Origin of the sequence: Pseudooctadecabacter sp., from assembly GCF_965657175.1 — a bacterium.
In the GTDB taxonomy this organism is placed as follows: domain Bacteria; phylum Pseudomonadota; class Alphaproteobacteria; order Rhodobacterales; family Rhodobacteraceae; genus Octadecabacter.
Genome location: NZ_CBFHNH010000015.1, coordinates 1 through 21,477 on the forward strand (window position 1 = coordinate 1; position 21,477 = coordinate 21,477).

Here is a 21,477-nt window from a genome sequence, read left to right on the forward strand (position 1 = left end):
GGCCCTTGGGTGATGCCGCATCTTGGACACAGCCGATCCCGTAGGGATCGGCGGATCGGATTTGCGCAGCAAATTCGAAAAGGTCAGATCGACATCTTCTTGAAAATAGGCTCAGGGATCAGCTTGATCACCGTCATGACCGGCCACCAAATCCACTTGGTATAGAGCGTGTTGCGCTTCGTGCTCAGGGCTTTGTGGATATCTTCAACAACGGCGTCCGCCGTTGTCATAAACGGCTGCGGGCCAAGGCCTTGGGTCATGGCCGTGTCCACCGGACCCGGCTTCACGGTCAGCACATGAACGCCGTGGCGTCCCAATGCGTTGCGCAACCCGCTCAGATAGGTGGCGAAGCCCGCTTTGGCCGCCCCATAGACGTAATTGCCCACACGGCCCCGGTCGCCCGCGACGGACCCGACACCCACAATGGCACCGTCACCGCGCGCTTGCAGGATAGGGGCCAGCATCTGCAAGACCCGCGCGGGTCCGGTCAGGCTGTCGGCGATCACGCCGTCCAGCATGCTGGGGTCCGCGTCAATCGCCTCTTGCGCGGGCATGGACCCCACGAAGACCGCGCAATTGATCGTGCCTTCCTGTGCGGCTGCCGCATCGATGATTGCCTGAAACGGTGCCGGATCGCGGGCGTCAAACATCACCTGATCGGCCCCCGCGGCCCCGCGGGCTGTGGCATCCGCAGCAGAGGCCGCAAGATAGTCCATCCGACGCCCCGCCAAAATCACATGCGCGCCCTGTTCGGCCACAGACCGAATAAAGGCCTTCGCAATGGTGGAGCTTGCGCCCAGAATTATCCAAGTGTCGGTCATGTCAGGTCCTTAGGTCTAATCTGCGGATCATGTCGGTTTTTAGGTGGCCATCAGGGTCGGCCTTGGCCGCCGCTTTGGCCCATTTGGGGTAGTCGGGGTACATCGCTTTGATCGCGGGGCCCGAAGACAACGCGTCCTTGGCCAGATAAAGCCGCCCACCGGCAGCCACCGTCGCCTCTTCCAGCCGCGCAATCAGGCGGCGGGCTTGGGGGCGGTTGGGGAAATCGATGGCCAGCGTATAGCCTTCCATCGGGAAAGACATATAGCCCGCGCGCCCCGGTCCCATCCGTTTGAGGACCGCCAAAGGTGAGGCCAGACCAGAACGCGCAATCACTTTCAGCATCTCACGCAGCGCATCGGCCTGATCCAGCGGCACCACACATTGAAACTGGTGAAAGCCGCGCTTGCCATAAAGCCGGTTCCAGTCGTGAATTTTGTCCAGCGGAAAGAAGAAGTCCTGCAAGGACCGCACCACTGTGCGCCCCGACTTCGGGACCCGCGCGTAGTAGGCCGCGTTAAAGGCTTTGACGATGGGCCCCGACAGCGCCCAATGGGGCGCATCAAGTGGGATTCTCTTGGCGGGGCGGGCTTTGGCCCGCAGCCCGCGACAGGTTTCACCCGTTTCAACGATGCCGCGCCCAAGGGCGGCGCCGGTCGCGGTCGCATCGATCCAGCCCACGGTATAGGGCGCATCGGCGTGATCCAGCAGGGCGATGTGGTGGTCCCAATCCGTGGCCCGTTGTTCGGTGACCAGCATCAAATCACCCTTGGCGGGTGTCAGCTGCAAGGTCGCTTGCGTGATAACACCGGTCTGCCCAAGGCCCCCGCAGGTGGCCCGCCACAGCGCGCCTGTTTTGGGCGTGATCCGCCGCGTTTTGTCACCCTGCATAAGCGTGACCTGCGTCACATGCTGGCAAAAGCTGCCCGCGTGATGGTGGTTCTTGCCATGCACATCCATGGCAATGGCGCCGCCCACGGTGGCAAAGCCGGTGCCGGGCATAACGGCGGGCAGCCAGCCTTGGGGGGCGAGGATGCGGGCAAGCTCACCCAAGGTGGCGCCTGCCTCAACCGTGATGACACCTGCGTCGCGATCAAAGTCGAGGATGCGGTCAATCCGCGTCATATCCGTGGCCGCACCACCGTGGTTTAGCGGCGCATCGCCATAGGACCGGCGGTTGCCAATCGCCGGAGCACTGGTATCCACGTGGCGCGCATCATCGGGGCGGGTCACATCCCCTTTGGCCTGCAGGGCGCGGCCCCAGCCCGTATAGGTTTTATCGGTGGTCATGGGCGTGCGGCGTTTGATTTGGCTTCGGCGACGGGGAAAATCGCCAGCCCGATCAAAATGGCGAACCATAGGGTCGTCAGGCGAATGACGGCCGTGGCGGGAATCGACACTTCAAGCGGGATTCCTTCGAGGGACAAAAGGGCCACCATCGCAGCCTCCGCCCCGCCGACACCGCCCGGAGCCCCCGTCAGTCCACCCGCGAGGGTCGAGAAGGTGAAAATGGCAACCGCTTTGGCAAAGCCGATGTCGGCCCCCATCCAGATCAACAACAGATGAAAGGCGTAGCCTTCAGCGATCCAGCCGATCAGGCCCAAGGTGAGTGCTGCCGCCATGATAGGCCCGTTTGAAAACACGCCCAAAGACCGCGCCGCCGTCCGCACCCGCGCCATGAGGCGGGGAAACCGACCAAGGCCGCGATAGACCCATGTGATGCAAGCCGCCAGCAGGGCAGGGCGGGTCGCAACAAAGGCCGCGATCAGGGCGACAATCGCCACAGGCATTGCCATGGCAATGCCGCCCGCTGACAGCGCCACGCCGCCTGCCAAAATCAAGGCCATCGCCGCCAGATCGGACGCGCGGTCCATCAAGACCAAAGGCGCTGTGCGTTCGACGGCCCAACCGGTTTCGCGCTTGAGCCACCGCATACGGATCAATTCGCCCACGCGGCCCGGTGTGACAGACATGGCGAACCCACCCAGAAAGTGGCGCAGGTCCTGCATCAACGCGGTGGGCAGACCCAAGCGGCGGGCAAAGACATGCCAACGCACACCCCGAAACAGGTAATTGACAAGGCTGAGCGCCAAAAGCACCGCTATTTGTGCGCCCGTCAGACGCATCAATTGTTCCTTCGTATCTTCCCAGCCCGTGGCGGCTGCCAATCCGGCAAGGCCCGCGATCACGAAGGCAAACAACACCGCCAAAAGTGCGATATCGCGCCAGCGGCGTTTGCTGCTGTCGGGGGCGGGGTGGGCCATCTGCTGGGCGGGATCTGCGCTGCTCATGCTCATCCTTTCGCGATTAGCGACAGAATAGGGCGAGAGTATGACTTTGTCGCAAAATTGGAAACGACGTACCCTTGGGATCGCTGTGTCCGGCCGAGAGGTTGGATTTAGGTATTTTTGAACCAGAGAAACGGGGCCGGACGTCAGACGGAGAAGTGGTCCGCCCATTCAGGGTGCTTGGCGCGTTGGGCGTTCACGTAGGGACACAAGGGCACGATTTTGTAGCCGTTGGATTTGGCGTCCTCAATCAGATGCAGCATCAGCTTGTAGGCAAATCCCTGACCTTCGAGGGCTTTGGGTACGCCCGTATGGTCAACGATCCGCAGGGAGGGCGAGAGAACGGAATAGGTCATCTCAGCGTCACCCTGCGGTGTACGGATGACGAAACGGCCCTTGGGGCCGTCCCGTTCTTCGGTGATCTTTGGATCAGACAAGCGTGGCTTCGGTGGCAGCGCGCACTTCGTCTTCGGTGACGCCGTCGGCGCATTCGACGATGCGCAAGCCACCCTCCACGACATCCAGCACGCCGAGGTTTGTGATAATGCGGTCGACCACGCCTTTGCCGGTCAGCGGCAGGGTGCAGGCCTTCAGCAGTTTGCTGTCGCCGTGCTTGTTCGTGTGGTCCATCACCACGATCACGCGGCCCACGCCTGCGACCAGATCCATGGCGCCGCCCATGCCTTTGACCAGCTTGCCGGGGATCATCCAGTTGGCCAGATCGCCGTTTTCGGCCACTTCCATCGCGCCCAAAATCGCCGCCGCGATTTTGCCGCCGCGGATCATGCCGAAGGAGGTGGCTGAATCAAAATAGGCCGTGCGGTCCATCTCGGTGATGGTCTGCTTGCCGGCGTTGATAAGGTCCGGGTCCTCGTCGCCTTCAAGCGGGAAGGGACCCATCCCCAACATGCCGTTTTCCGATTGCAGCGTGATATCTTTGTCGCCCACGTAATTGGCCACCAGCGTCGGAATGCCGATGCCGAGGTTCACATACCAGCCGTCTTCAAGTTCTTGCGCCGCACGGGCGGCCATTTGGTTGCGATCCCACATTATGCCGTCCTCACTGTGCGCTGTTCGATGCGTTTTTCGTGCTCACCCTGGATGATCCGGTGCACGTAGATGCCCGGCAGGTGGATGTTGTCGGGATCGAGGCTGCCTGTCGGCACGATTTCCTCAACCTCGACCACGCAGGTTTTGCCGCACATGGCCGCAGGCGGGTTAAAGTTGCGTGCGGTTTTGCGGAATACCAGATTGCCGGTTTCGTCGGCCTTCCACGCCTTCACGATGGCCAGATCGGCGAAGATGCCTTCTTCCATAATGTAGGTTTCCATGGCGCCGTTTTCGCCTGTGGGGAAATCCTTGTGATCCTTGCCTTCGGCGATCACCGTGCCCACGCCGGTCTTGGTATAGAACCCTGGGATGCCGCACCCGCCCGACCGCATACGTTCAGCAAGCGTGCCTTGGGGGTTGAATTCAAGCTCCAACTCACCGGACAGATACTGGCGCATAAATTCCGCGTTCTCACCGACATAAGACGAGATCATCTTCTTGACCTGACGGGTCTGCAACAGGATCCCGATGCCGAAGTCGTCCACGCCTGCGTTGTTGGACGCGAACGTCAGATCCTTGGTGCCCGCATCTTTGATGGCCGCCAGTAGCAGCTCAGGAATGCCGCACAGACCAAAGCCCCCTGCCGCAATGAACATGCCGTCGTGCAACAGCCCGTCTAGGGCCGACGCGGCATCTGGATAGATTTTTTGCATGGTGTCCCCCATATCGGTTTGCGCCATTGATACGGGGGGGCGGGGCGGAGTCAATGATTATGCCGCAATGCGGCGTTATTTTTGCAACCGGTTGCAATGGCGGGTAGGATAGCAGAGCGCCTAGATCACAAGGGTATTGTCGGCTTCTTCATCGCGGCTTTCATCGGCGGTGGCCAGAGCGATGCCAAAGGTCAAAAATCCCGACCCGCCCTGCGGTCATTAGGATAATGATGATCAACTTGCCTAAATCTGACAAATCCCCTGTCAGCCCCATGGACAGGCCAACCGTCCCCATGGCCGAAATCGCTTCGAACATCAAAACCTCAAACGGTGCGGTTTCGGTGAGCAAAAGAAGAAACATCGAAACCGACAACAGCACCATGTAGTACGTTAACTCGGCTGCAGCGTTTTGTCATTTGTCCAAGGGGACGCGACGTTTGAAAAACCGGATCTGGTCGCGACCCTTGAGGGTGGAGCGCACCAACCCGATCAGGGCCGCCAAGGAGGTTGTTTTCAACCCCCCGCCCGTCCCCGCAGGGGAGGCCCCGATGATCATCAGAAAGAAGAATACCATCAAAATGGCCGGGGCCATGGACCCGATGGGATGGGTGTTGTTGAACCCTGCGGTGCAAAACGCCGAAATTGCGTGAAAAATCGCGGGCCACAAAAGGTCGGCGACGCCAGCTTGTGTGAAAATGACAAACAGGACGGCGGCGCCCACGGCCTCGACCAGAAGGGTGAAGATCAGGACCGACCGGATGAACACGACGGGGGCGACATCATCGGGCAGATTGAACGCAGCCTTCGTGGTGCGGCGGCGCGCATGGCCCAATCGGTGGTGGATCGTCAGGACCATAAATGACCCGATTGTCATATAGCCCAAGCCACCCCACCTGGATCAAAAGCAGGGTCACGACCTACCCGCCGAAGGTGAACCTGCGGGCTGGGTCGATGCTGACGAGGCCTGTGGTGGACACCGCAGAGGTTGCGATGAACAACGCATCGAGCGCATTGACGCTGACCTGCTGAAAAAGAGGCAAGCACAGCAGAGCCCAGCCAATAAGAATGTAGGACAGATACCCAAATAGGAGGAGTTTGGCCGGATGAGTGGTCGTGAAAAAAACCGGTTCACCCGTGCGAGAACGCGCATTTGTTGGGCGGACTGAGGATCAGAGGCCATTTTCGGCTCCGGTGGTTACAAGTGGCAAAACCCCGGTAAAGCGCATTGGTTCTGAGTGAATTTACGTTTTCTTCGCCGCCGGTTTCTTTTTGGCGGCAGGTTTTTTCTTCGCCGCAGGTTTCTTTTTGGCCGCTGCCTCCTTCGGCGCGATCTTTTTGCCGGATTTGGCGGCGCGTTCCTCAATCAAGGTGACCGCTTGGCTCAGCGTGATGTCGGCCACCTCAATGGTGTCAGGGATCGTCGCGTTGATCTTGTCCCACTTCACGTAAGGCCCGTATTTACCGTCGAAAACGTTAAGAGGTCCGCCCACATCGGGGTGTTCGCCCAACTCCTTGATCGGCGTCGCCGCCTTGCCACGGCTGCCGCGTGAGGCGACTTTTTCGGCCAAAAGCTGGACGGCGCGATTCATGCCGACCTCCCACACCTCATCAAGACCTTCAAGATTGGCGTTGGTACCGCCTTTGAAAGACGTCGTATCGGCGTGTTTGATATAGGGGCCGTAGCGCCCGATGTTGGCCCAGACGTTGACGCCGTCCTCTGGATGCGGGCCGATGAGACGGGGCAGGGCCAGCAATTTGACCGCCGTTTCCAGCGTCACCTCTTCGGGGGCCCATTCTTTGGGGATGGACTGACGCGGTGGCTTTTTGTTGTCGTCCGTGACCTCACCCCGTTGGGCATAGGGACCAAAACGACCCTTGTGGATCCAGATTTTGTCGCCATCGTCTTCGCCCAGCATCTTGCCTTCGGGCGGAATGCCGGAGGCGTCTTCCGCACCCGGAGGGCCGAAGGCGCGGGTGTATTTGCAATCGGGATAGCGCGAACAGCCGATGAAGGCCCCGCCGGACCGCGCGGTGCGCATGGACAACCGGCCTTCATGGCAGTTGGGGCACAGGCGCGGATCGGTGCCGTCCTCATTGGGTGGGAAAATGTGCGGGGCCAGCACGTCGTTGATCTTTTCCAGCACCTCGGTGATGGAATTGTCCATGGCCTCATCGATGGTGACCTTGAAGTCGCGCCAGAAATTTTCCAGCACTTTCTTATAATTAGCGTCGCCCGCGCTGACGTGATCCAGCTCTTCCTCAAGCGACGCAGTATAATCGTAGCCCACGTATTTGCGGAAATAATTGGTAAGGAAAGCCGTCACCAGCCGTCCCTTGTCTTCGGGGATCAGACGGTTTTTGTCTTTGCGGACGTATTCGCGATCCTGAATGGTGGTCACGATTGAGGCGTAGGTGGAGGGGCGGCCGATGCCCAATTCTTCCATCCGTTTGACCAAGGTGGCCTCGGTATAACGGGGGGGCGGTTGGGTGAAATGCTGTTCCGGCGTGACGGAGGTTTTGGCCATGGCCTCACCCTCATTCATCTGCGCCAGACGCTTGTCGTCATCATCCACGACCTCATCGTCGCGGCCTTCTTCGTAGACCCGCAGGAAACCGTCAAACAACACCACCTGACCGGTGGCGCGCAATTCGACCTGACCATCGCCGCTGGCGATATCCACGGTCGTGCGTTCCATGCGCGCGGCCTCCATCTGGCTGGAGATCGTCCGCTTGTAGATCAGATCATATAGCTTGCGCTGGTCGGGGTCCGCGATCTTGGCGTCCTCGGCGGACAGGGCCAGATCGGTGGGACGCACGCATTCGTGGGCCTCTTGGGCGTTCTTGGCTTTGTTCTTATAAATCCGCGGCTTATCGGGCACGTACTCCGTGCCGTATTTGTCTTTGATGGCGTCGCGGGCGGCGGTGACGGCCTCTGGTGCCATGTCGATGCCGTCGGTCCGCATGTAGGTGATCAGGCCTGCCTCATACAAACGTTGGGCCGCGTTCATGGTCATGCGCGCGCCAAAGCCGAACTTGCGCGACGCCTCTTGTTGCAGGGTCGAGGTCATGAACGGCGCGGAGGGGTTGCGGTTGGCGGGCTTGGCCTCAACCGATTTGACGGTCAAGTCACGGGACATGACGGCCTGCTGGGCCATTTCCGCCTGCGTCGCGTTTTCCAGATCGAATTTTTCGAGCTTTTTGCCAGCCAGCACGGTCAAGCGCGCCTCGACACTTTGATTGCGCGGCGTTTCAAGCTGGGCTTTGACGGACCAGTATTCGCGGTTGTTGAACGCCTCGATTTCCATCTCGCGTTCGACGATCAGGCGCAGGGTGACAGATTGCACGCGGCCTGCGGATTTCGCACCGGGCAGGCGGCGCCACAGCACGGGCGACAGTTTGAAGCCCACCAAATAATCCAGCGCGCGGCGCGCCAGATAGGCGTCCACCAGTGGCTGGTCCACCTGACGGGGGTTTTTCATCGCCTCGGTCACGGCGGCCTTGGTGATCGCGTTGAACACCACGCGGCTGACGGGGGTGTCTTTCTTGATCGACTTGCGTTTGCGCAGCGCCTCTTCAAGGTGCCAGCTGATGGCCTCCCCCTCACGGTCGGGGTCGGTGGCGAGGATCAGGTTATTGTCCTCAGCCAGCGCATCGGCAATGGCTTTGATGTGCTTTTTGCTGTCGGAGGCGACCTCCCACTGCATCTCGAAATCTTCATCCGGATCAACAGAACCGTCCTTGGGCGGCAGGTCACGGACGTGACCATATGAGGCAAGAACGGTGTAGTCGGACCCCAAATATTTGTTGATTGTCTTGGCCTTAGCCGGAGACTCTACGACAACAACGGGCATGGGAATCCTTCCGAAATACGAATACTGAATTGGTCGGCAAGATGTGGGCGCGCTTGGCGAATTGTCAATGGAGGTTCGTGGCGGGGAATTTTTGTGCGGCTGTCACCCCGCATTTTTCACGCTCAGATTGTGCGGGCGAGGATGCCGCCGGACTGCCGGATGACCTTGCCGTCCAGTTCCAGATCAATAAGCGCGGGGGCGATGGCATTGGCGGGCGCGCCCATGGCGCGGATCAGCTGATCCTCGGCCAAAGGGCCGGGCAATAGGCGCTCAAGGATCGCATCATGCAGGGCCGCGACCTGACGCAGGGGGCGCTGCGCGGGGGCGGCTTGATGGGCGGGGGCGGCTTGATGGGCGGGGGCCGTGTCACGTGCCGGTGGCAGATCAAACGGCAGTTCAGGGGCGGCGGTTTTGGGGTCGCCCAGATGATCCAGAATATCCTGCGTGCCGCGCACCAAGGTGGCCCCGTCGCGGATCAGCATGTTGCAACCGGCCACCCGCGCATCGAAGGGATGGCCGGGCACGACCAGCACGTCGCGGCCCTGATCAAGTGCCGTGCGCGCGGTGCCAAGGCTGCCGGATTTGGCCGCAGCCTCAACCACGACAACCGCAGGCACGAGGCCAGAGACAATCCGATTGCGCGCCACGAAATGCCGTGCGCGGGGCTGAAACCCCATGGGTTGGTCGCTGAGACACAGGCCGTCTTTGGCGATTTGTTTGGCAAGTTCGGCGTTTTCGGCGGGGTAGAGGACATCAACGCCCCCTGCGACCACGGCGATGGTGCCTGTCGGAAGCGCCTTAAGGTGCGCCGCCGCGTCAATGCCGCGTGCAAGGCCTGAGACCACGGTAAATCCGGCCTCCCCCAGCTCCGCCGCCAATTTTGCGGCCATACGGGTGCCCAGTGAGGACGCGGTGCGCGCGCCGATCAGGGCCACCATGGGGGTTTTCAACAGCGATGCGCGGCCTTTGATCCATAGGGCCACGGGGGCATCGTCGATATCGGCCAAGGGGGCAGGGAAATCAGGCTCACCGGCGAAGACAAGGCGTGCCTGTGCCAAGCGGCCAGCCCTGAATTCCGCCTGTACAACGCCTTCGGGGCAGACCTGATATCCGGAGACACCTGCGGCCGCTGCAATTTGGGGGAGGGCCTCAAGGGCTGCTTGCGCTGATCCGTGTTCGGCAAGCAGGCGCCGGTAGGTCACAGGACCCACGCGGCGGGAGCGCAACAGGCGGAAGTGGGCGACGCGATCATCTTCCGTGGTGGGTGGGAGTGGGGGGTGAGTAGAAGACTTATCGTCCTGTGTCATCCGCGCCTCCGCCTGTTGCAGAATCAGAATTAAGCCAACGAGGTTAACAAGGTGTTACCTACCAAACACCATATATGGGGGGTCTTGCGGGGCTGGCCGGCGCGGGTGGGCGCGGCAGGCGACCCGACGCAAGGGGCCGTTCAAACGGTAAAGACGTCGCGGTGCATGATGCGCGCCGACAGCCAATAAAGCCCGCCAAAGGGCAGCCCGAAGATCGCGCTGACATAAACAACAGTCAGGTCAAGATCGCGGTTCACCACGGCAAAGACCACAAACGTCGCAAACATCCCCGCAAGGCTCGCCACGGCCCAACCGGCTAGCCCGCGCCGCAGCGCCCATGCCGCCGCGGGGATCGCCAGAAGGCAGGCGAAAAACGACAGGAACGGCGAAAACACAAGAAGCATTCCAGCCTCGCCCAGTTTTTGGCCCCAAGGGCCGCGCCCGATCAACATCTCGAACGCTGTGCCGACACCTGCGAGGATCAACCCCAACACAATGGGCACCAGCAACACCCCCAGCGACGCGTTCAAAATCACCAGCGCGACCCGTCCTTGGGCCGCCGCGGGATCTGTCCGGATCACAGGCCAGCGCGTCACCCGGCGGCAGCCCCGCCGACGGTAAGGCCCCCGATGAGAAGCGATGGCTGGCCCACGCCCACAGGAACCCACTGGCCCGCCTTGCCGCAGTTGCCGATGCCGGGGTCCAGTGCCATATTATTGCCGATGCCGCGAATTTGTTTCAGCGCCGTGGCCCCGTCCCCGATCAGCGTGGCCCCTTTGACGGGTGCGCCGACCTTGCCGTTTTTGACGCGGTAGGCCTCGGTGCAGCTGAATACGAACTTGCCGTTGGTGATGTCCACCTGACCGCCGCCAAAGCCCACGGCGTAAATCCCATCCTGAAGACCCGCCAGCATGTCTTTGGGGTCGGCGTCGCCGCCCAGCATATAGGTGTTGGTCATGCGCGGCATAGGGATGTGGGCGAAACTTTCGCGCCGCCCGTTGCCCGTGGGGTCAACCCCCATCAAACGCGCGTTCTGGCGGTCCTGCATGTAGCCAACCAAGACGCCGTCCTCGATCAGCACGTTTTTGGCCGATGGTGTGCCTTCGTCATCCACGGTGATGGACCCGCGCCTGTCGGGGATGGTGCCATCGTCCAGCACGGTCACGCCTTTGGCGGCGACCTGCTGGCCCATCAGACCTGCAAAGGCGGAGGTGCCCTTGCGATTGAAATCCCCCTCAAGCCCGTGGCCCACGGCCTCGTGCAGCAAGATACCGGGCCAGCCGGGCCCAAGCAGCACGTCCATCACACCGGCGGGCGCAGGTTCCGCTTCAAGGTTCACCAGCGCGATGCGCAACGCCTCACGTGCGACCGGCTGCCAATGGTCGGGGGAGGTCAGGCCAATCAGCCCCGCACGTCCGCCACCGCCCATGCCGCCGCTTTCACGGCGGCCCTGATCTTCGACGATGACCGAAATATTGAGCCGCGACATGGGCCGTGTGTCGGTGACCAGCGTGCCTTCGGGCCGCAGGATCAGAACCTCTTGATGGGAGGCCGCCAAAGTGGCGGAGACCTGAACGACCCGCGGGTCGAGGTCGCGACAAAAGGCGTCGATTTCTTTCAGCAGGTCGATTTTGGCAGGAAACGTGGCCTCGGCCATGGGGTCGGCATCGGTATAAAGGACGGTGTTGGTGCCCTTGGGGGCGTCGGCAATGGTGCCACCGCCGTCGCCGACGGCCAGCCGGGCTGTGGCCACCGCACGTTTCAGCGCGTGTTCGTCGATGGTTGTGGAATGGGCGTAGCCTGCGACCTCACCACGCACAGCGCGCAACCCGAATCCTTCGGAGGCGTCATAGCTGGCGGTGCGAATACGCCCGTCGTCGAAGGCCAGAACCTCGGACCGGCGACGTTCCAAAAACAGCTCCCCGTCATCGGCGCCTGCCGTTGCCTCACGGACCAAGGACAACGCGGTGTCGTGGTCCAGATTCGTTTCAAACGGGCGGAAGGGGTCGTGCGCCATGACAATTCCTGACTGTTTCTATGATTTGGATCAAAAAGCGACCGTTTGACACGTCTGGATCGCTTGAGTTGGTGGTCAGGATATGGGATGACCCCGCTCAAATACAATGGAATTCCGATGGGGGATTCCATCCCGATATCCGGGGAACCACCAAGTCGGCGCACAGCCCTGCGCCAAAATAGGGATCGATATGCACATGATGAAGTTTGCAAAACGTTTTGGTCTGGCCGCTGCGGGTGCAGTGGCTGCGGGTGCCGCGCAGGCACAGACCGCCATTGAGGATCTTGAGATCGTCGGCGCGCCAACACCCGGCGCCACTGGGTTCCAGCCTGCCGCGACAGAGCTGATGCGCGATCTGGTCTGGCTGGACGGCATGCTGCTGGTCATCATCACGATCATTTCGCTGTTCGTCACCGGCCTGCTGGCATGGGTGGTGATCCGCTACAATGCCAAGCGCAACCCTGAGCCTGCGACATTCACCCACAACTCCCCGCTTGAAGTGGCGTGGACAATCGTTCCCATCGTGATCTTGGTGTTCATCGGTGCGTTCTCCCTTCCGGTGCTGTTCAAGCAGCAGGAAATCCCTGAAGGCGACATCAACATCACCGTCACCGGCTATCAGTGGTTCTGGTCTTACGAATACACCGACGAAGACGTGTTCTTTGAAAGCTACATGATCGGCTACAACGAAGGTAACCTGAACGACGGCATCATCGCCCAGCTTGAGGAAGCCGGTTATTCTGAGGACGAATTCCGTCTGGCCACCGACACTGCCGTTGTTGTGCCTGTGGGCGCGACTGTTGTGATGACCGTGACAGGTGCTGACGTGATCCACGCCTGGACGATCCCGTCCTTCGGCGTGAAGCAAGACGCAGTGCCCGGCCGTTTCGCCCAGCTGTGGTTTGAGGCCGAGCAGGAAGGCATCTACTTTGGCCAGTGTTCCGAGCTGTGCGGCAAGGATCACGCTTATATGCCCATCACCGTTAAGGTCGTGGACCCAGCCGTCTACGAAGAATGGCTTGCCGAAGCGAAAGTCGAATTCCCGGCCTAAGCGTTTTCAGACCCCCGAAGGGCGGGACCTCTTCCGCCCTTCGACCGTTACCTTTTCTAAGGCAGGCTGCATCCTGCCATGCATCAAAGGAATGACATGACTGACGCCACACACCAAACACAGACCAACGAGGCACAGATGGGCGATTACTTCGCCCTGATGAAGCCGCGCGTCATGCAGCTGGTCGTGTTCACGGCCTTGGTCGGCCTATTGGTGGCACCGGTCAGCGTTAACCCCTTTGTGGGCTTTGTCGGCATCTTGTGCATCGCCGTGGGGGCAGGGGCCTCGGGCGCGTTAAACATGTGGTGGGATGCGGACATCGACGCCATTATGAAGCGCACGGTCAACCGGCCGATCCCGTCGGGTGCCGTGCAACCTGGTGAGGCGCTGGGCATCGGGCTGGCGCTGTCTTTCTTTGCGGTGATCCTGCTGTTTCTGGCGACCAACGCGTTGGCTGCGGGTCTGCTGGCCTTCACGATCTTCTTTTATGCCGTCATCTATTCCATGTGGCTTAAGCGGTCGACGCCGCAGAACATCGTGATCGGTGGGGCGGCGGGTGCCTTCCCGCCCATGATCGGTTGGGCTGTCGCCACGGGCAGCGTGTCGATTGAAAGCGTGTTGATGTTTGCGCTGATCTTCATGTGGACACCGCCCCACTTCTGGGCGCTGGCGCTGTTTGTGAAATCTGACTACGGCAACGCAAATGTGCCCATGTTGACGGAAACCCACGGCCGCAGATCCACACGCAACCACATTCTGGCTTATTGTGTGCCGCTGGTGCTGGTGGCGATTGGCCTTGGCTTTACCTCCATCGGCGGGCCGTTCTATCTGGCCGTGGCACTGGGCCTAAACGCATGGTTCCTCAAGGGGTGCTATGACATCTGGACACGGACCGATGCGGACAGTGAGGCGGACAACCACGCTGTTGAAAAGCACGCGTTCAAGGTGTCTCTCTATTATCTGTTCGGCCACTTCGGTGCCCTGCTGGTTGAGGCACTGCTGCGCGCAAACGGCCTGACAGCTTGGGCGGGGTGGTAGGTCATGGCGATCAAAGTCGAACATGAAATGCACGAACGCCGCAAAGGCCGGAATATCGGCGTGTTTGTCCTGTTGCTGGGCCTGATCGGGATCGTATTTGGCCTGACTGTTGTGAAGGTCCTTGGCCTGACTGACATCCGCCAGATGGAACGCTTTGATCACGTGGCCCGCCCGGCACTGGAACCCGGCGCGCTTGAGGCCGCCGAGCGACGCGCCGCAGAACTCGCCGCCGAAGCCGAAGCCGAAGCAGAGGCGAACACCGCAACAACAGGGGGTGACAACTGATGTTCAACCCATTTTCTCGCATCCCCGAAGGCCCGACCCGCACCGCGACCCAAGCGGTCAGTGTGGTGATCCTGATGGGCGGCCTCGCCTGGGCGTCTGTGCCGTTTTACGACTGGTTCTGCCGCGTCACGGGCTTTGGCGGGGCGACGAACGTGGCCTCTACGGGGTCCGACGTGATCCTTGACCAGACCATCACCGTCCGCTTCGAGAGCTCAACCGCGCGGGACATGCCGTGGACGTTTGAACCCGTGCAGCGCGAAATGGAAGTGCGCATTGGGGAAACAGCGCTGGCCTTTTATGAGGCCACGAACCCCACGGATGAACCTATCGCAGGGACAGCCTCCTACAACGTCGCCCCCTATGAGGCCGGCGCGTTCTTCGACAAGATCGATTGTTTTTGCTTTGAACAGCAAATCCTGCAACCCGGTGAGACGATCAACATGCCGGTGACCTTCTTTGTGGACCCTGCCATCGTGGATGACCGCGAAGGACAGTATGTTCATACGATCACTTTGGGATATACGTTCCACCGAAACGATATGCCGACCGAACAAGCCGCGCTGGACACACCGGCGCAACCAACCGAATTGAATTAAGACCAAACGCCGTAAGGGAACAAACTCATGGCCCACGAAAAGAACCACGATTATCACATCCTGCCGCCGTCCATCTGGCCGCTGTTGACCGGCGTTGCCGTGTTTGTCATGCTGTTCGGTGCCGTGATCTGGATGGACACGAAAGACAACCCTTACATGTTCCTCATGGGCTTTGCGGGCGTGCTGTACTGCATGTACGCATGGTGGGCCGAAGTCATCGTCGAAAGCGGTCAGGGCGATCACACGCCGGTTGTTCGCATCGGCCTGCGCTATGGTTTCATCATGTTTATCATGTCCGAAGTCATGTTCTTTGCCGCATGGTTCTGGTCCTTCTTCAAGCACGCGATGTACCCCATGGGGCCACAGTCGCCTGCGGTTGACGGTCAATTCCCACCTGCCGGCATCGAAACATTCGACCCATGGCACCTGCCGCTGATCAACACGCTGATCCTGCTGTGTTCCGGTGCCGCCGCCACGTGGGCGCACCACGCGCTGGTTCATGAAGACAACCGCGAAGACGTGAAATCCGGCCTGATCCTCGCCGTGGTTCTGGGCGTGATCTTCACCTTCTTCCAGGCCTATGAATACAGCCACGCGGCCTTCGGCCTTGCGGGCAACATCTACGGCGCGAACTTCTTTATGGCGACAGGGTTCCACGGCTTCCACGTGATCATCGGTACGATCTTCTTGTTCGTGTGCTACCTGCGTGTCCGTCGCGGCCACTTCACCGCCGAAAAGCACATCGGCTTTGAGGCTGCGGCTTGGTACTGGCACTTCGTCGACGTTGTTTGGCTGTTCCTTTTCGCAGCCGTTTACGTCTGGGGCCAATAGGCCCGCGCGGCGGGGGTTGACCTCCGCCAGTTGACAGGGACAAAACGCGCGAGAGCAGCAGACATTGCCGCCCTCGCGCGTTTTCAATTTTAGGACCCAGTGATGCGTAAGCTTCTGTTTCCCCTTCTGATCGGTGCCGGTGGCATCGCGATCTTGCTGTACCTGATGGTGTGGCAGTTGAACCGGCTTGACTGGAAAGAGGGAGTCATCGCCGAGATTGAGACGCGTTTGGCCGCCGACCCTGTCCCCTTACCGGCCACCGTCACAGCGGAGGCCGACAACTACCGCACCGTCATTATGCAAGGCTCCGCCACGGGCGAAGAAATCCGGTTTCTGGACAGTGGCACCGCGGCAGGCACCGGCCACCACATCATTTCCGCATTTGAAACCCGCGAGGGGCGGCGCGTGATGCTGGATCAGGGGCTGTTGGAAATCAACGATGCCGCAGCGCAAGCCGCCGATCCGCTGACCGACACGGTGACCGTGCAGGGCAATCTGATCTGGCCCGATGACGTGTCCGAACAAGCGCCCGAGGGCGACGAATGGTACGCCCGCGACGTGGCCGCCATGGCGCAGGCCCTCAACACGGAACCGGTGCTGGTGGTCTTGTCCGCCGCAACCGCCTACGATCCGCGCTTGGCCCCCTTGCCGCTGAGCACGCGAAACATCAAAAACGACCATCTGGAATATGCCATCACGTGGGGGCTTCTGGCGCTTGTGTGGCTGGCGATGACGATCTTTTACGTGGCGCGGGGGATGCGCCGGAAGGACGACTGAAATGCAGTATATTTCAACCCGTGGCACCGCCCCGAAACTGACGTTCGAAGAGGCGATGATGACCGGCCTTGCCCGTGATGGCGGCCTGTATGTCCCCGAAGACATCCCCAGCCTGTCCCACGCACAGATCGCTGCCATGGCGGGGCAATCCTACGAAGACGTGGCCTATGCCGTGATGCGCCCCTTTATTGGCGACACCTTCACCGACGATGAATTCCGGGGCCTGATTGACGCGGCCTATGCCGGGTTCAACCACGCCGTGCGCGCGCCCCTGAAACAACTCGACAGTAACCACTTTTTGCTTGAGCTGTTTCACGGCCCCACACTGGCGTTCAAAGACTTTGCCATGCAGCTGATCGGGCAGATGTTTCAGGCGTCGCTCACGCGGTCCGGCAAGCGGATCACGATCGTCGGGGCCACTTCCGGCGACACGGGATCGGCGGCGATTGAGGCGTTTCGCGGCCTCAGCAACGTGGATGTCTTCATCCTCTTTCCCCATGGTCGCGTGTCCGAGGTGCAGCGCCGTCAGATGACAACGCCCACCGAAGACAACGTGCATGCGCTGGCGCTGGATGGTGACTTTGACGACTGCCAAGCCGCCCTCAAAGACATGTTCAACGATTTCGATTTCCGCGATGGGGTGAACCTTGCCGGTGTGAATTCGATCAATTGGGGCCGCGTGCTGGCGCAGGTGGTCTATTTCTTCACCTCCGCCGTGGCCGTCGGTGCGCCCCACCGGCCCGTCAGCTTCACCGTGCCCACGGGCAACTTTGGCGACATTTTCGCAGGCTACATCGCCAAGCGCATGGGGCTGCCCATCGACAAGCTGGTGATCGCCACAAACCAGAACGACATCCTGCACCGCACGCTGGAAACCGGCGCGCAGGTGAAGGAAGGGGTCACGCCCTCCATCAGCCCGTCCATGGATATTCAGGTGTCGTCCAATTTCGAACGCGCCTTGTTCGAGGCCTACGGGCGCGATGGGGCCACGGTGGCCGAACAGATGGATGACCTTAAATCCAAGGGCAGGTTTACAATCAGCCAAGGGGCGATTGACATGCTTCGCGACACTTTTGCCTCTGGCCGCGCGTCTGAGGATGAAACCTATCATGCCATCAGCGCGGAACTGACGCGGTCGGGCGAATTGCTTTGCCCCCATTCCGCTGTGGGCGTGCATGTGGCGGACGCCCATCAATCCGATGTGCCAATGATCACACTGGCCACAGCACACCCTGCGAAATTCCCCGCTGCCGTTGAAAAGGCCACAGGCATTCATCCCCCCTTGCCGCCGCACATGGCCGACCTGTATGACCGGTCGGAACGCGTTGAACGGGTCCCCAATGATCTGGCCGCGCTGCAAACCCTCATCAAGGAGCGGATCGCCAAGTGACCGTCCAACAACACACGCTGTCCAACGGCTTTCGCATTGTCACAGAACAGATGCCCGGCCTGAAATCGGCCTCCATCGGGATCTGGGTCATGGCAGGCGGGCGGCATGAACGCCCCGACCAGAACGGCATTGCGCATTTTCTGGAACACATGGCGTTCAAGGGCACCCAGCGCCGCAGCGCCTTGCAAATTGCCGAAGAGATTGAGGACGTGGGCGGCTACATCAACGCCTATACCTCCCGTGAGATGACGGCCTATTACGCACGCGTGCTGGAAAACGACGTGCCGCTGGCCTTGGACGTGATCGCGGACATCCTGCTGAACCCCGTCTTTGATCCCGCCGAGATTGAGGTAGAACGAGGCGTGATCCTGCAAGAGATCGGCCAATCCCTCGATACACCTGACGACATCATTTTCGACTGGCTTCAGGAGGAGGCTTTCCCCGATCAGGCCCTTGGCCGTACGATCCTTGGCCCCACAGAACGTGTCAGCAGCTTCGCCAAATCGGACCTGAGCGATTTTGTCGGTGAACATTATGGCCCCGACCAGATGATCCTGTCTGCGGCAGGCGCAGTGAACCCTGATGCGCTGTTGGCGCTGGCTGAAAAGCTGTTTGGTCATTTGCCCAGCCGGTCCCAGCCCAAAGCAGCAGAGCCTGCGGCCTTTTCGGGCGGCGAACGGCGTGTGGTGAAAGGTCTGGAACAGGCGCATTTCGCATTGGCGTTTGAATCGCCCAACTACCGCGATCCAGGGATCTATGCGGCCCAAATCCACGCCATTGCCATGGGCGGCGGTATGTCGAGCCGCCTGTTTCAGGAACTGCGCGAAAACCGTGGCCTGTGCTACACGATCTTTGCCCAAGCGGGCGCCTATGCTGATACTGGGATGATGACGGTCTATGCGGGAACCTCATCCGAGCAGCTTGGTGAATTGGCGACCTTGACCATGGACGAGATGAAGCGCGCCGCTGACGATATGACCGCCGAAGAGGTCGCGCGGGCGCGTGCCCAGATGAAGGCGGGGATGTTGATGGGGCTGGAAAGCCCGTCCAACCGCGCCGAACGGCTGGCCCGCATGGTCGCGATCTGGGGTGAGGTCCCCACGATCGACGACACCATCGCGCGCATTGATGCGGTGACCACCGGTGACGTGCGCGCCTTTGGTGGGCGGTTGATTACCGACGCCGGATCGGCGCTGGCGCTTTATGGTCCGGTGGAAGACGCGCCCGCGCTTGAGGCGCTGAAGGCGCGACTGGTCGCCTGATGCTCCGGACGCGGCGCAAGGTCCGGTTGGAGACAGAGCGGCTGACGTTGCGGCCCCCGTCCCATGCCGATTTCCGCCAATGGGCGGCGCTGCGACAGGAGTCCGCCGAATTCCTGCAACCGTGGGAACCCACATGGGCCGGCGATCACCTGACCCGCAAGAGTTTCACAAACCGCGTCTATTGGGCCCAGCGGTCCATCGCCAATGGCACCGCCGTGCCACTGTTTTTGATCCGCCGCAGTGATGACAGCGTTCTGGGCGCGATCACGTTGGATCACATCCGCCGTGGCCCCGCGCAGGCGGGCACCACCGGTTATTGGATCGGGGAGGCCTATGCGCGGCAGGGCTATATGCGCGAGGCCATCGAGGCTGTGGTGCATTATGCTTTCACCACATTGGATTTGAGCCGCATTGAGGCGGGGTGTCTGCCGGAAAACACGCCCTCACGCGGGTTATTGGAGAGTTGCGGCTATAAATACGAGGGCGTGGCGCAGGCCTATTTGCAGATCAACGGGCGCTGGCGGAACCATGTTCTCTATGCCAACTTGCGTCATGACCGGCGCGGAAAGACCGACGTCGGATAGCGGGGGTCGATCTGACGATCGGGTCCTGCGGACGGCGGGGGGCGCCCCTGCGGGGCGCTGGTGGATGTGAGTGAGGTTATTCTGGATCAGGGCGGAGGAGGGGGCGCTGCCCCCCGGCCCTTCGGGTCCGTCCCCCGGGATATTTTTGAGACAAAGACACAAGGAGCGTGCGGCTATGGAAACCCTGTCATCTGCAACGGGTGCTGTGTTGGAGCGGATCAGGGCGGCGTTGCCCGAGGCTGCGTTTCAGGCTGATCCGGCGGCGTTCTTGGAAGAGCCGCGGGGCCGTTGGAGCGGGCAGGGTGTGGTGGTGTCGCCTGCGTCGGTGGATGAGGTGTCTGCCTTGATGGCGGTGTGCCATGCGGCACGAGTGCCCGTGGTGCCCTATTCCGGCGGGACCGGATTGGTTGGTGGGCAACTGTTGGAGAGCGGTGCGGTACCTGTGGTTTTGTCGCTTGCGCGGATGGCCCGTATTCGCGCAGTTCATGCCGATGAGAACGTGATCGAGGTCGATGCGGGCGTCATTTTGGCGGACGTGCAACGAGCGGCGGCGGATGCGGGGCGGTTGTTTCCTCTGTCTCTTGCGTCTGAGGGATCAGCGCGGATTGGCGGTCTTTTGGCCACGAACGCGGGCGGGTTGAATGTGATCCGCTATGGCAATGCGCGCGCGCAATGTCTGGGGTTGGAGGTCGTTCTGGCCGATGGCACGATCTGGAACGGGATGAGCCGGTTGCGCAAAGACAACACCGGGTATGACCTGCGCGATCTGATGATCGGATCCGAGGGGACATTGGGCATCATCACCGGCGCGTCGCTGCGCATGATGCCGCGTCCAGCAGAAGAGGCAACGGCGATGTTCGTGGTCCCGTCGCCGCGCGCGGCGGTGTCGCTGCTGGGCGTGGCGGGCGACCATTTGGGTGAGGTGATCAGCGGGTTCGAATTGATCCACCGGCAAGGGTTTGATTTTCTGGATGAAACGGGCCTCAGCTATCACGCGCCATTTGCCACGACGCCGGAATGGTCGGTCCTGATGAAGGTCGGCATGGGGGCGGGCAGCGATCCGCAGGACGCGCTGGCAGGGGTGTTCGAGGCGGCCGGTGATTTGGTGCGCGATGGTGTGATTGCGCAGTCCCAACAGCAGGCAGACAACCTTTGGGCAATCCGTGAGATGATCCCCGAAGGCAACCGGCGGATCGGGTCCGTGTCGTCCCATGACATATCCGTGCCGATTTCCTGCGTGCCGGAGTTTATTGACCGCGCGCCCGCTTTGCTGGCCAAAATCGACACCTTCCGGATCAATTGTTTCGGCCATCTGGGTGACGGCAATCTGCATTACAACGTCTTTCCCTTGCCCGGCAAAACCCGTGCGGATCACCAGCATCAACGTGATGCGGTCAAGACGACTGTGCATGATCTGGCGGCGTCCCTTGGCGGGTCCGTCAGTGCGGAACATGGCATCGGGCGGCTGAAGGTGGGCGATCTGGAAACCTATGCCGATCCCGCCAAACTGACGATGATGCGCGCGATCAAGCAGGCGTTGGATCCGCGTGGCATCCTCAACCCCGGTGCGGTTTTGCGGGCCTGACCTTGCGTCCGTGGCCCCCGCAGAATAAAGGGG

The 21,477-nt window shown here is 61.0% G+C and carries 23 protein-coding genes; 11 read left to right on the plus strand and 12 right to left on the minus strand.

Annotated elements, in window-relative coordinates; all coding sequences use genetic code 11:
- Window positions 1-83: 83 nt before the first annotated feature.
- From ACTG36_RS12270 to ACTG36_RS12305, 8 genes are all read right to left on the minus strand, one after another.
- Complete coding sequence (locus tag ACTG36_RS12270; protein WP_439142476.1) at window positions 84-821, minus strand: SDR family NAD(P)-dependent oxidoreductase; 738 nt, start codon at window positions 819-821, stop codon at window positions 84-86.
- A 1-nt stretch (window position 822) separates the two neighbouring features.
- Window positions 823-2,109: an FAD-binding oxidoreductase gene (locus tag ACTG36_RS12275; RefSeq protein ID WP_375280316.1), complete on the minus strand. Its 1,287-nt coding sequence runs from the start codon at window positions 2,107-2,109 to the stop codon at window positions 823-825.
- Window positions 2,106-3,110, minus strand: a complete 1,005-nt coding sequence (locus ACTG36_RS12280; protein ID WP_375280317.1) for a lysylphosphatidylglycerol synthase transmembrane domain-containing protein — start codon at window positions 3,108-3,110, stop codon at window positions 2,106-2,108. The genes ACTG36_RS12275 and ACTG36_RS12280 overlap by 4 nt, the downstream gene beginning before the upstream one ends.
- 143 nt (window positions 3,111-3,253) lie before the next feature.
- The gene (locus ACTG36_RS12285) at window positions 3,254-3,544 is read right to left on the minus strand and encodes a GNAT family N-acetyltransferase (RefSeq protein ID WP_375280318.1); all 291 of its coding nucleotides are present in this window, start codon (window positions 3,542-3,544) and stop codon (window positions 3,254-3,256) included.
- Window positions 3,537-4,160 carry a 3-oxoacid CoA-transferase subunit B gene (locus tag ACTG36_RS12290; RefSeq protein ID WP_375280374.1) on the minus strand — a complete coding sequence of 208 codons (624 nt, stop codon included), beginning with the start codon at window positions 4,158-4,160 and terminating at the stop codon, window positions 3,537-3,539. Before ACTG36_RS12290 ends, ACTG36_RS12285 begins: the two co-directional genes overlap by 8 nt.
- The gene (locus ACTG36_RS12295) at window positions 4,157-4,870 is read right to left on the minus strand and encodes a CoA transferase subunit A (RefSeq protein WP_375280319.1); all 714 of its coding nucleotides are present in this window, start codon (window positions 4,868-4,870) and stop codon (window positions 4,157-4,159) included. The genes ACTG36_RS12290 and ACTG36_RS12295 overlap by 4 nt, the downstream gene beginning before the upstream one ends.
- 160 nt (window positions 4,871-5,030) lie before the next feature.
- Window positions 5,031-5,231, minus strand: coding sequence for a potassium transporter TrkG (locus ACTG36_RS12300; RefSeq protein ID WP_375280320.1), 201 nt, complete (start codon window positions 5,229-5,231; stop codon window positions 5,031-5,033).
- A gap of 51 nt (window positions 5,232-5,282) precedes the next feature.
- Complete coding sequence (locus ACTG36_RS12305; protein WP_375280321.1) at window positions 5,283-5,726, minus strand: hypothetical protein; 444 nt, start codon at window positions 5,724-5,726, stop codon at window positions 5,283-5,285.
- Window positions 5,727-5,728: 2 nt separating this feature from the next.
- Here ACTG36_RS12305 and ACTG36_RS12310 point away from each other — a divergent pair, with 2 nt between their 5' ends.
- A complete protein-coding gene (locus ACTG36_RS12310; protein WP_375280322.1) occupies window positions 5,729-5,899 on the plus strand; it encodes a hypothetical protein in 171 nt (56 codons plus the stop codon).
- Window positions 5,900-6,111: 212 nt separating this feature from the next.
- Here ACTG36_RS12310 and topA read toward each other — a convergent pair whose 3' ends face one another.
- From topA to tldD, 4 genes are all read right to left on the minus strand, one after another.
- On the minus strand, window positions 6,112-8,721 hold the full coding sequence (gene topA / locus ACTG36_RS12315; RefSeq protein ID WP_439142480.1) for a type I DNA topoisomerase: 2,610 nt from the start codon (window positions 8,719-8,721) through the stop codon (window positions 6,112-6,114).
- Window positions 8,722-8,843: 122 nt separating this feature from the next.
- Complete coding sequence (gene dprA / locus ACTG36_RS12320) at window positions 8,844-10,028, minus strand: DNA-processing protein DprA (protein ID WP_375280324.1); 1,185 nt, start codon at window positions 10,026-10,028, stop codon at window positions 8,844-8,846.
- A 140-nt stretch (window positions 10,029-10,168) separates the two neighbouring features.
- Window positions 10,169-10,609 carry a hypothetical protein gene (locus ACTG36_RS12325; protein WP_375280325.1) on the minus strand — a complete coding sequence of 147 codons (441 nt, stop codon included), beginning with the start codon at window positions 10,607-10,609 and terminating at the stop codon, window positions 10,169-10,171.
- 11 nt (window positions 10,610-10,620) lie between these two features.
- Window positions 10,621-12,045 (minus strand): metalloprotease TldD, encoded by a 1,425-nt coding sequence (gene tldD, locus ACTG36_RS12330; protein ID WP_439142483.1) that lies wholly within the window; start codon window positions 12,043-12,045, stop codon window positions 10,621-10,623.
- A gap of 196 nt (window positions 12,046-12,241) precedes the next feature.
- Between tldD and coxB the strand changes: the two genes are divergently transcribed.
- From coxB to ACTG36_RS12380, 10 genes are all read left to right on the plus strand, one after another.
- Window positions 12,242-13,096 carry a cytochrome c oxidase subunit II gene (coxB, locus tag ACTG36_RS12335; RefSeq protein WP_375280327.1) on the plus strand — a complete coding sequence of 285 codons (855 nt, stop codon included), beginning with the start codon at window positions 12,242-12,244 and terminating at the stop codon, window positions 13,094-13,096.
- A 96-nt stretch (window positions 13,097-13,192) separates the two neighbouring features.
- Window positions 13,193-14,134, plus strand: coding sequence for a heme o synthase (gene cyoE / locus ACTG36_RS12340; RefSeq protein WP_375280328.1), 942 nt, complete (start codon window positions 13,193-13,195; stop codon window positions 14,132-14,134).
- 3 nt (window positions 14,135-14,137) lie between these two features.
- A complete protein-coding gene (locus tag ACTG36_RS12345; protein ID WP_375280329.1) occupies window positions 14,138-14,419 on the plus strand; it encodes a hypothetical protein in 282 nt (93 codons plus the stop codon).
- Window positions 14,419-15,015 (plus strand): cytochrome c oxidase assembly protein, encoded by a 597-nt coding sequence (locus ACTG36_RS12350; RefSeq protein WP_375280330.1) that lies wholly within the window; start codon window positions 14,419-14,421, stop codon window positions 15,013-15,015. Before ACTG36_RS12345 ends, ACTG36_RS12350 begins: the two co-directional genes overlap by 1 nt.
- A 27-nt stretch (window positions 15,016-15,042) precedes the next feature.
- The gene (locus ACTG36_RS12355) at window positions 15,043-15,846 is read left to right on the plus strand and encodes a cytochrome c oxidase subunit 3 (RefSeq protein ID WP_375280331.1); all 804 of its coding nucleotides are present in this window, start codon (window positions 15,043-15,045) and stop codon (window positions 15,844-15,846) included.
- Between the two features lie 102 nt (window positions 15,847-15,948).
- Complete coding sequence (locus tag ACTG36_RS12360; RefSeq protein WP_375280332.1) at window positions 15,949-16,623, plus strand: SURF1 family protein; 675 nt, start codon at window positions 15,949-15,951, stop codon at window positions 16,621-16,623.
- A 1-nt stretch (window position 16,624) separates the two neighbouring features.
- Window positions 16,625-18,013 carry a threonine synthase gene (gene thrC, locus ACTG36_RS12365; protein WP_439142487.1) on the plus strand — a complete coding sequence of 463 codons (1,389 nt, stop codon included), beginning with the start codon at window positions 16,625-16,627 and terminating at the stop codon, window positions 18,011-18,013.
- Window positions 18,010-19,275 carry a M16 family metallopeptidase gene (locus ACTG36_RS12370; protein ID WP_375280334.1) on the plus strand — a complete coding sequence of 422 codons (1,266 nt, stop codon included), beginning with the start codon at window positions 18,010-18,012 and terminating at the stop codon, window positions 19,273-19,275. The genes thrC and ACTG36_RS12370 overlap by 4 nt, the downstream gene beginning before the upstream one ends.
- A complete protein-coding gene (locus ACTG36_RS12375) occupies window positions 19,275-19,859 on the plus strand; it encodes a GNAT family N-acetyltransferase (RefSeq protein ID WP_375280335.1) in 585 nt (194 codons plus the stop codon). Before ACTG36_RS12370 ends, ACTG36_RS12375 begins: the two co-directional genes overlap by 1 nt.
- Before the next feature lie 175 nt (window positions 19,860-20,034).
- Window positions 20,035-21,444, plus strand: a complete 1,410-nt coding sequence (locus ACTG36_RS12380) for an FAD-binding oxidoreductase (protein WP_375280336.1) — start codon at window positions 20,035-20,037, stop codon at window positions 21,442-21,444.
- Window positions 21,445-21,477 lie beyond the last annotated feature (33 nt).

Coding starts and splice junctions, on each gene's coding strand:
- ACTG36_RS12375 (WP_375280335.1), top strand. CDS start 19,275: ATGCTCCGGACGCGGCGCAAGGTCCGGTTGGAGACAGAGCGGCTGACG.
- ACTG36_RS12270 (WP_439142476.1), bottom strand. CDS start 821: ATGACCGACACTTGGATAATTCTGGGCGCAAGCTCCACCATTGCGAAG.
- ACTG36_RS12345 (WP_375280329.1), top strand. CDS start 14,138: ATGGCGATCAAAGTCGAACATGAAATGCACGAACGCCGCAAAGGCCGG.
- ACTG36_RS12305 (WP_375280321.1), bottom strand. CDS start 5,726: ATGGTCCTGACGATCCACCACCGATTGGGCCATGCGCGCCGCCGCACC.
- ACTG36_RS12275 (WP_375280316.1), bottom strand. CDS start 2,109: ATGACCACCGATAAAACCTATACGGGCTGGGGCCGCGCCCTGCAGGCC.
- ACTG36_RS12300 (WP_375280320.1), bottom strand. CDS start 5,231: ATGTTTCTTCTTTTGCTCACCGAAACCGCACCGTTTGAGGTTTTGATG.
- topA (WP_439142480.1), bottom strand. CDS start 8,721: ATGCCCGTTGTTGTCGTAGAGTCTCCGGCTAAGGCCAAGACAATCAAC.
- coxB (WP_375280327.1), top strand. CDS start 12,242: ATGATGAAGTTTGCAAAACGTTTTGGTCTGGCCGCTGCGGGTGCAGTG.
- ACTG36_RS12360 (WP_375280332.1), top strand. CDS start 15,949: ATGCGTAAGCTTCTGTTTCCCCTTCTGATCGGTGCCGGTGGCATCGCG.
- ACTG36_RS12355 (WP_375280331.1), top strand. CDS start 15,043: ATGGCCCACGAAAAGAACCACGATTATCACATCCTGCCGCCGTCCATC.
- dprA (WP_375280324.1), bottom strand. CDS start 10,028: ATGACACAGGACGATAAGTCTTCTACTCACCCCCCACTCCCACCCACC.
- cyoE (WP_375280328.1), top strand. CDS start 13,193: ATGACTGACGCCACACACCAAACACAGACCAACGAGGCACAGATGGGC.
- ACTG36_RS12295 (WP_375280319.1), bottom strand. CDS start 4,870: ATGCAAAAAATCTATCCAGATGCCGCGTCGGCCCTAGACGGGCTGTTG.
- thrC (WP_439142487.1), top strand. CDS start 16,625: ATGCAGTATATTTCAACCCGTGGCACCGCCCCGAAACTGACGTTCGAA.
- ACTG36_RS12310 (WP_375280322.1), top strand. CDS start 5,729: ATGACCCGATTGTCATATAGCCCAAGCCACCCCACCTGGATCAAAAGC.
- ACTG36_RS12350 (WP_375280330.1), top strand. CDS start 14,419: ATGTTCAACCCATTTTCTCGCATCCCCGAAGGCCCGACCCGCACCGCG.
- tldD (WP_439142483.1), bottom strand. CDS start 12,045: ATGGCGCACGACCCCTTCCGCCCGTTTGAAACGAATCTGGACCACGAC.
- ACTG36_RS12380 (WP_375280336.1), top strand. CDS start 20,035: ATGGAAACCCTGTCATCTGCAACGGGTGCTGTGTTGGAGCGGATCAGG.
- ACTG36_RS12280 (WP_375280317.1), bottom strand. CDS start 3,110: ATGAGCAGCGCAGATCCCGCCCAGCAGATGGCCCACCCCGCCCCCGAC.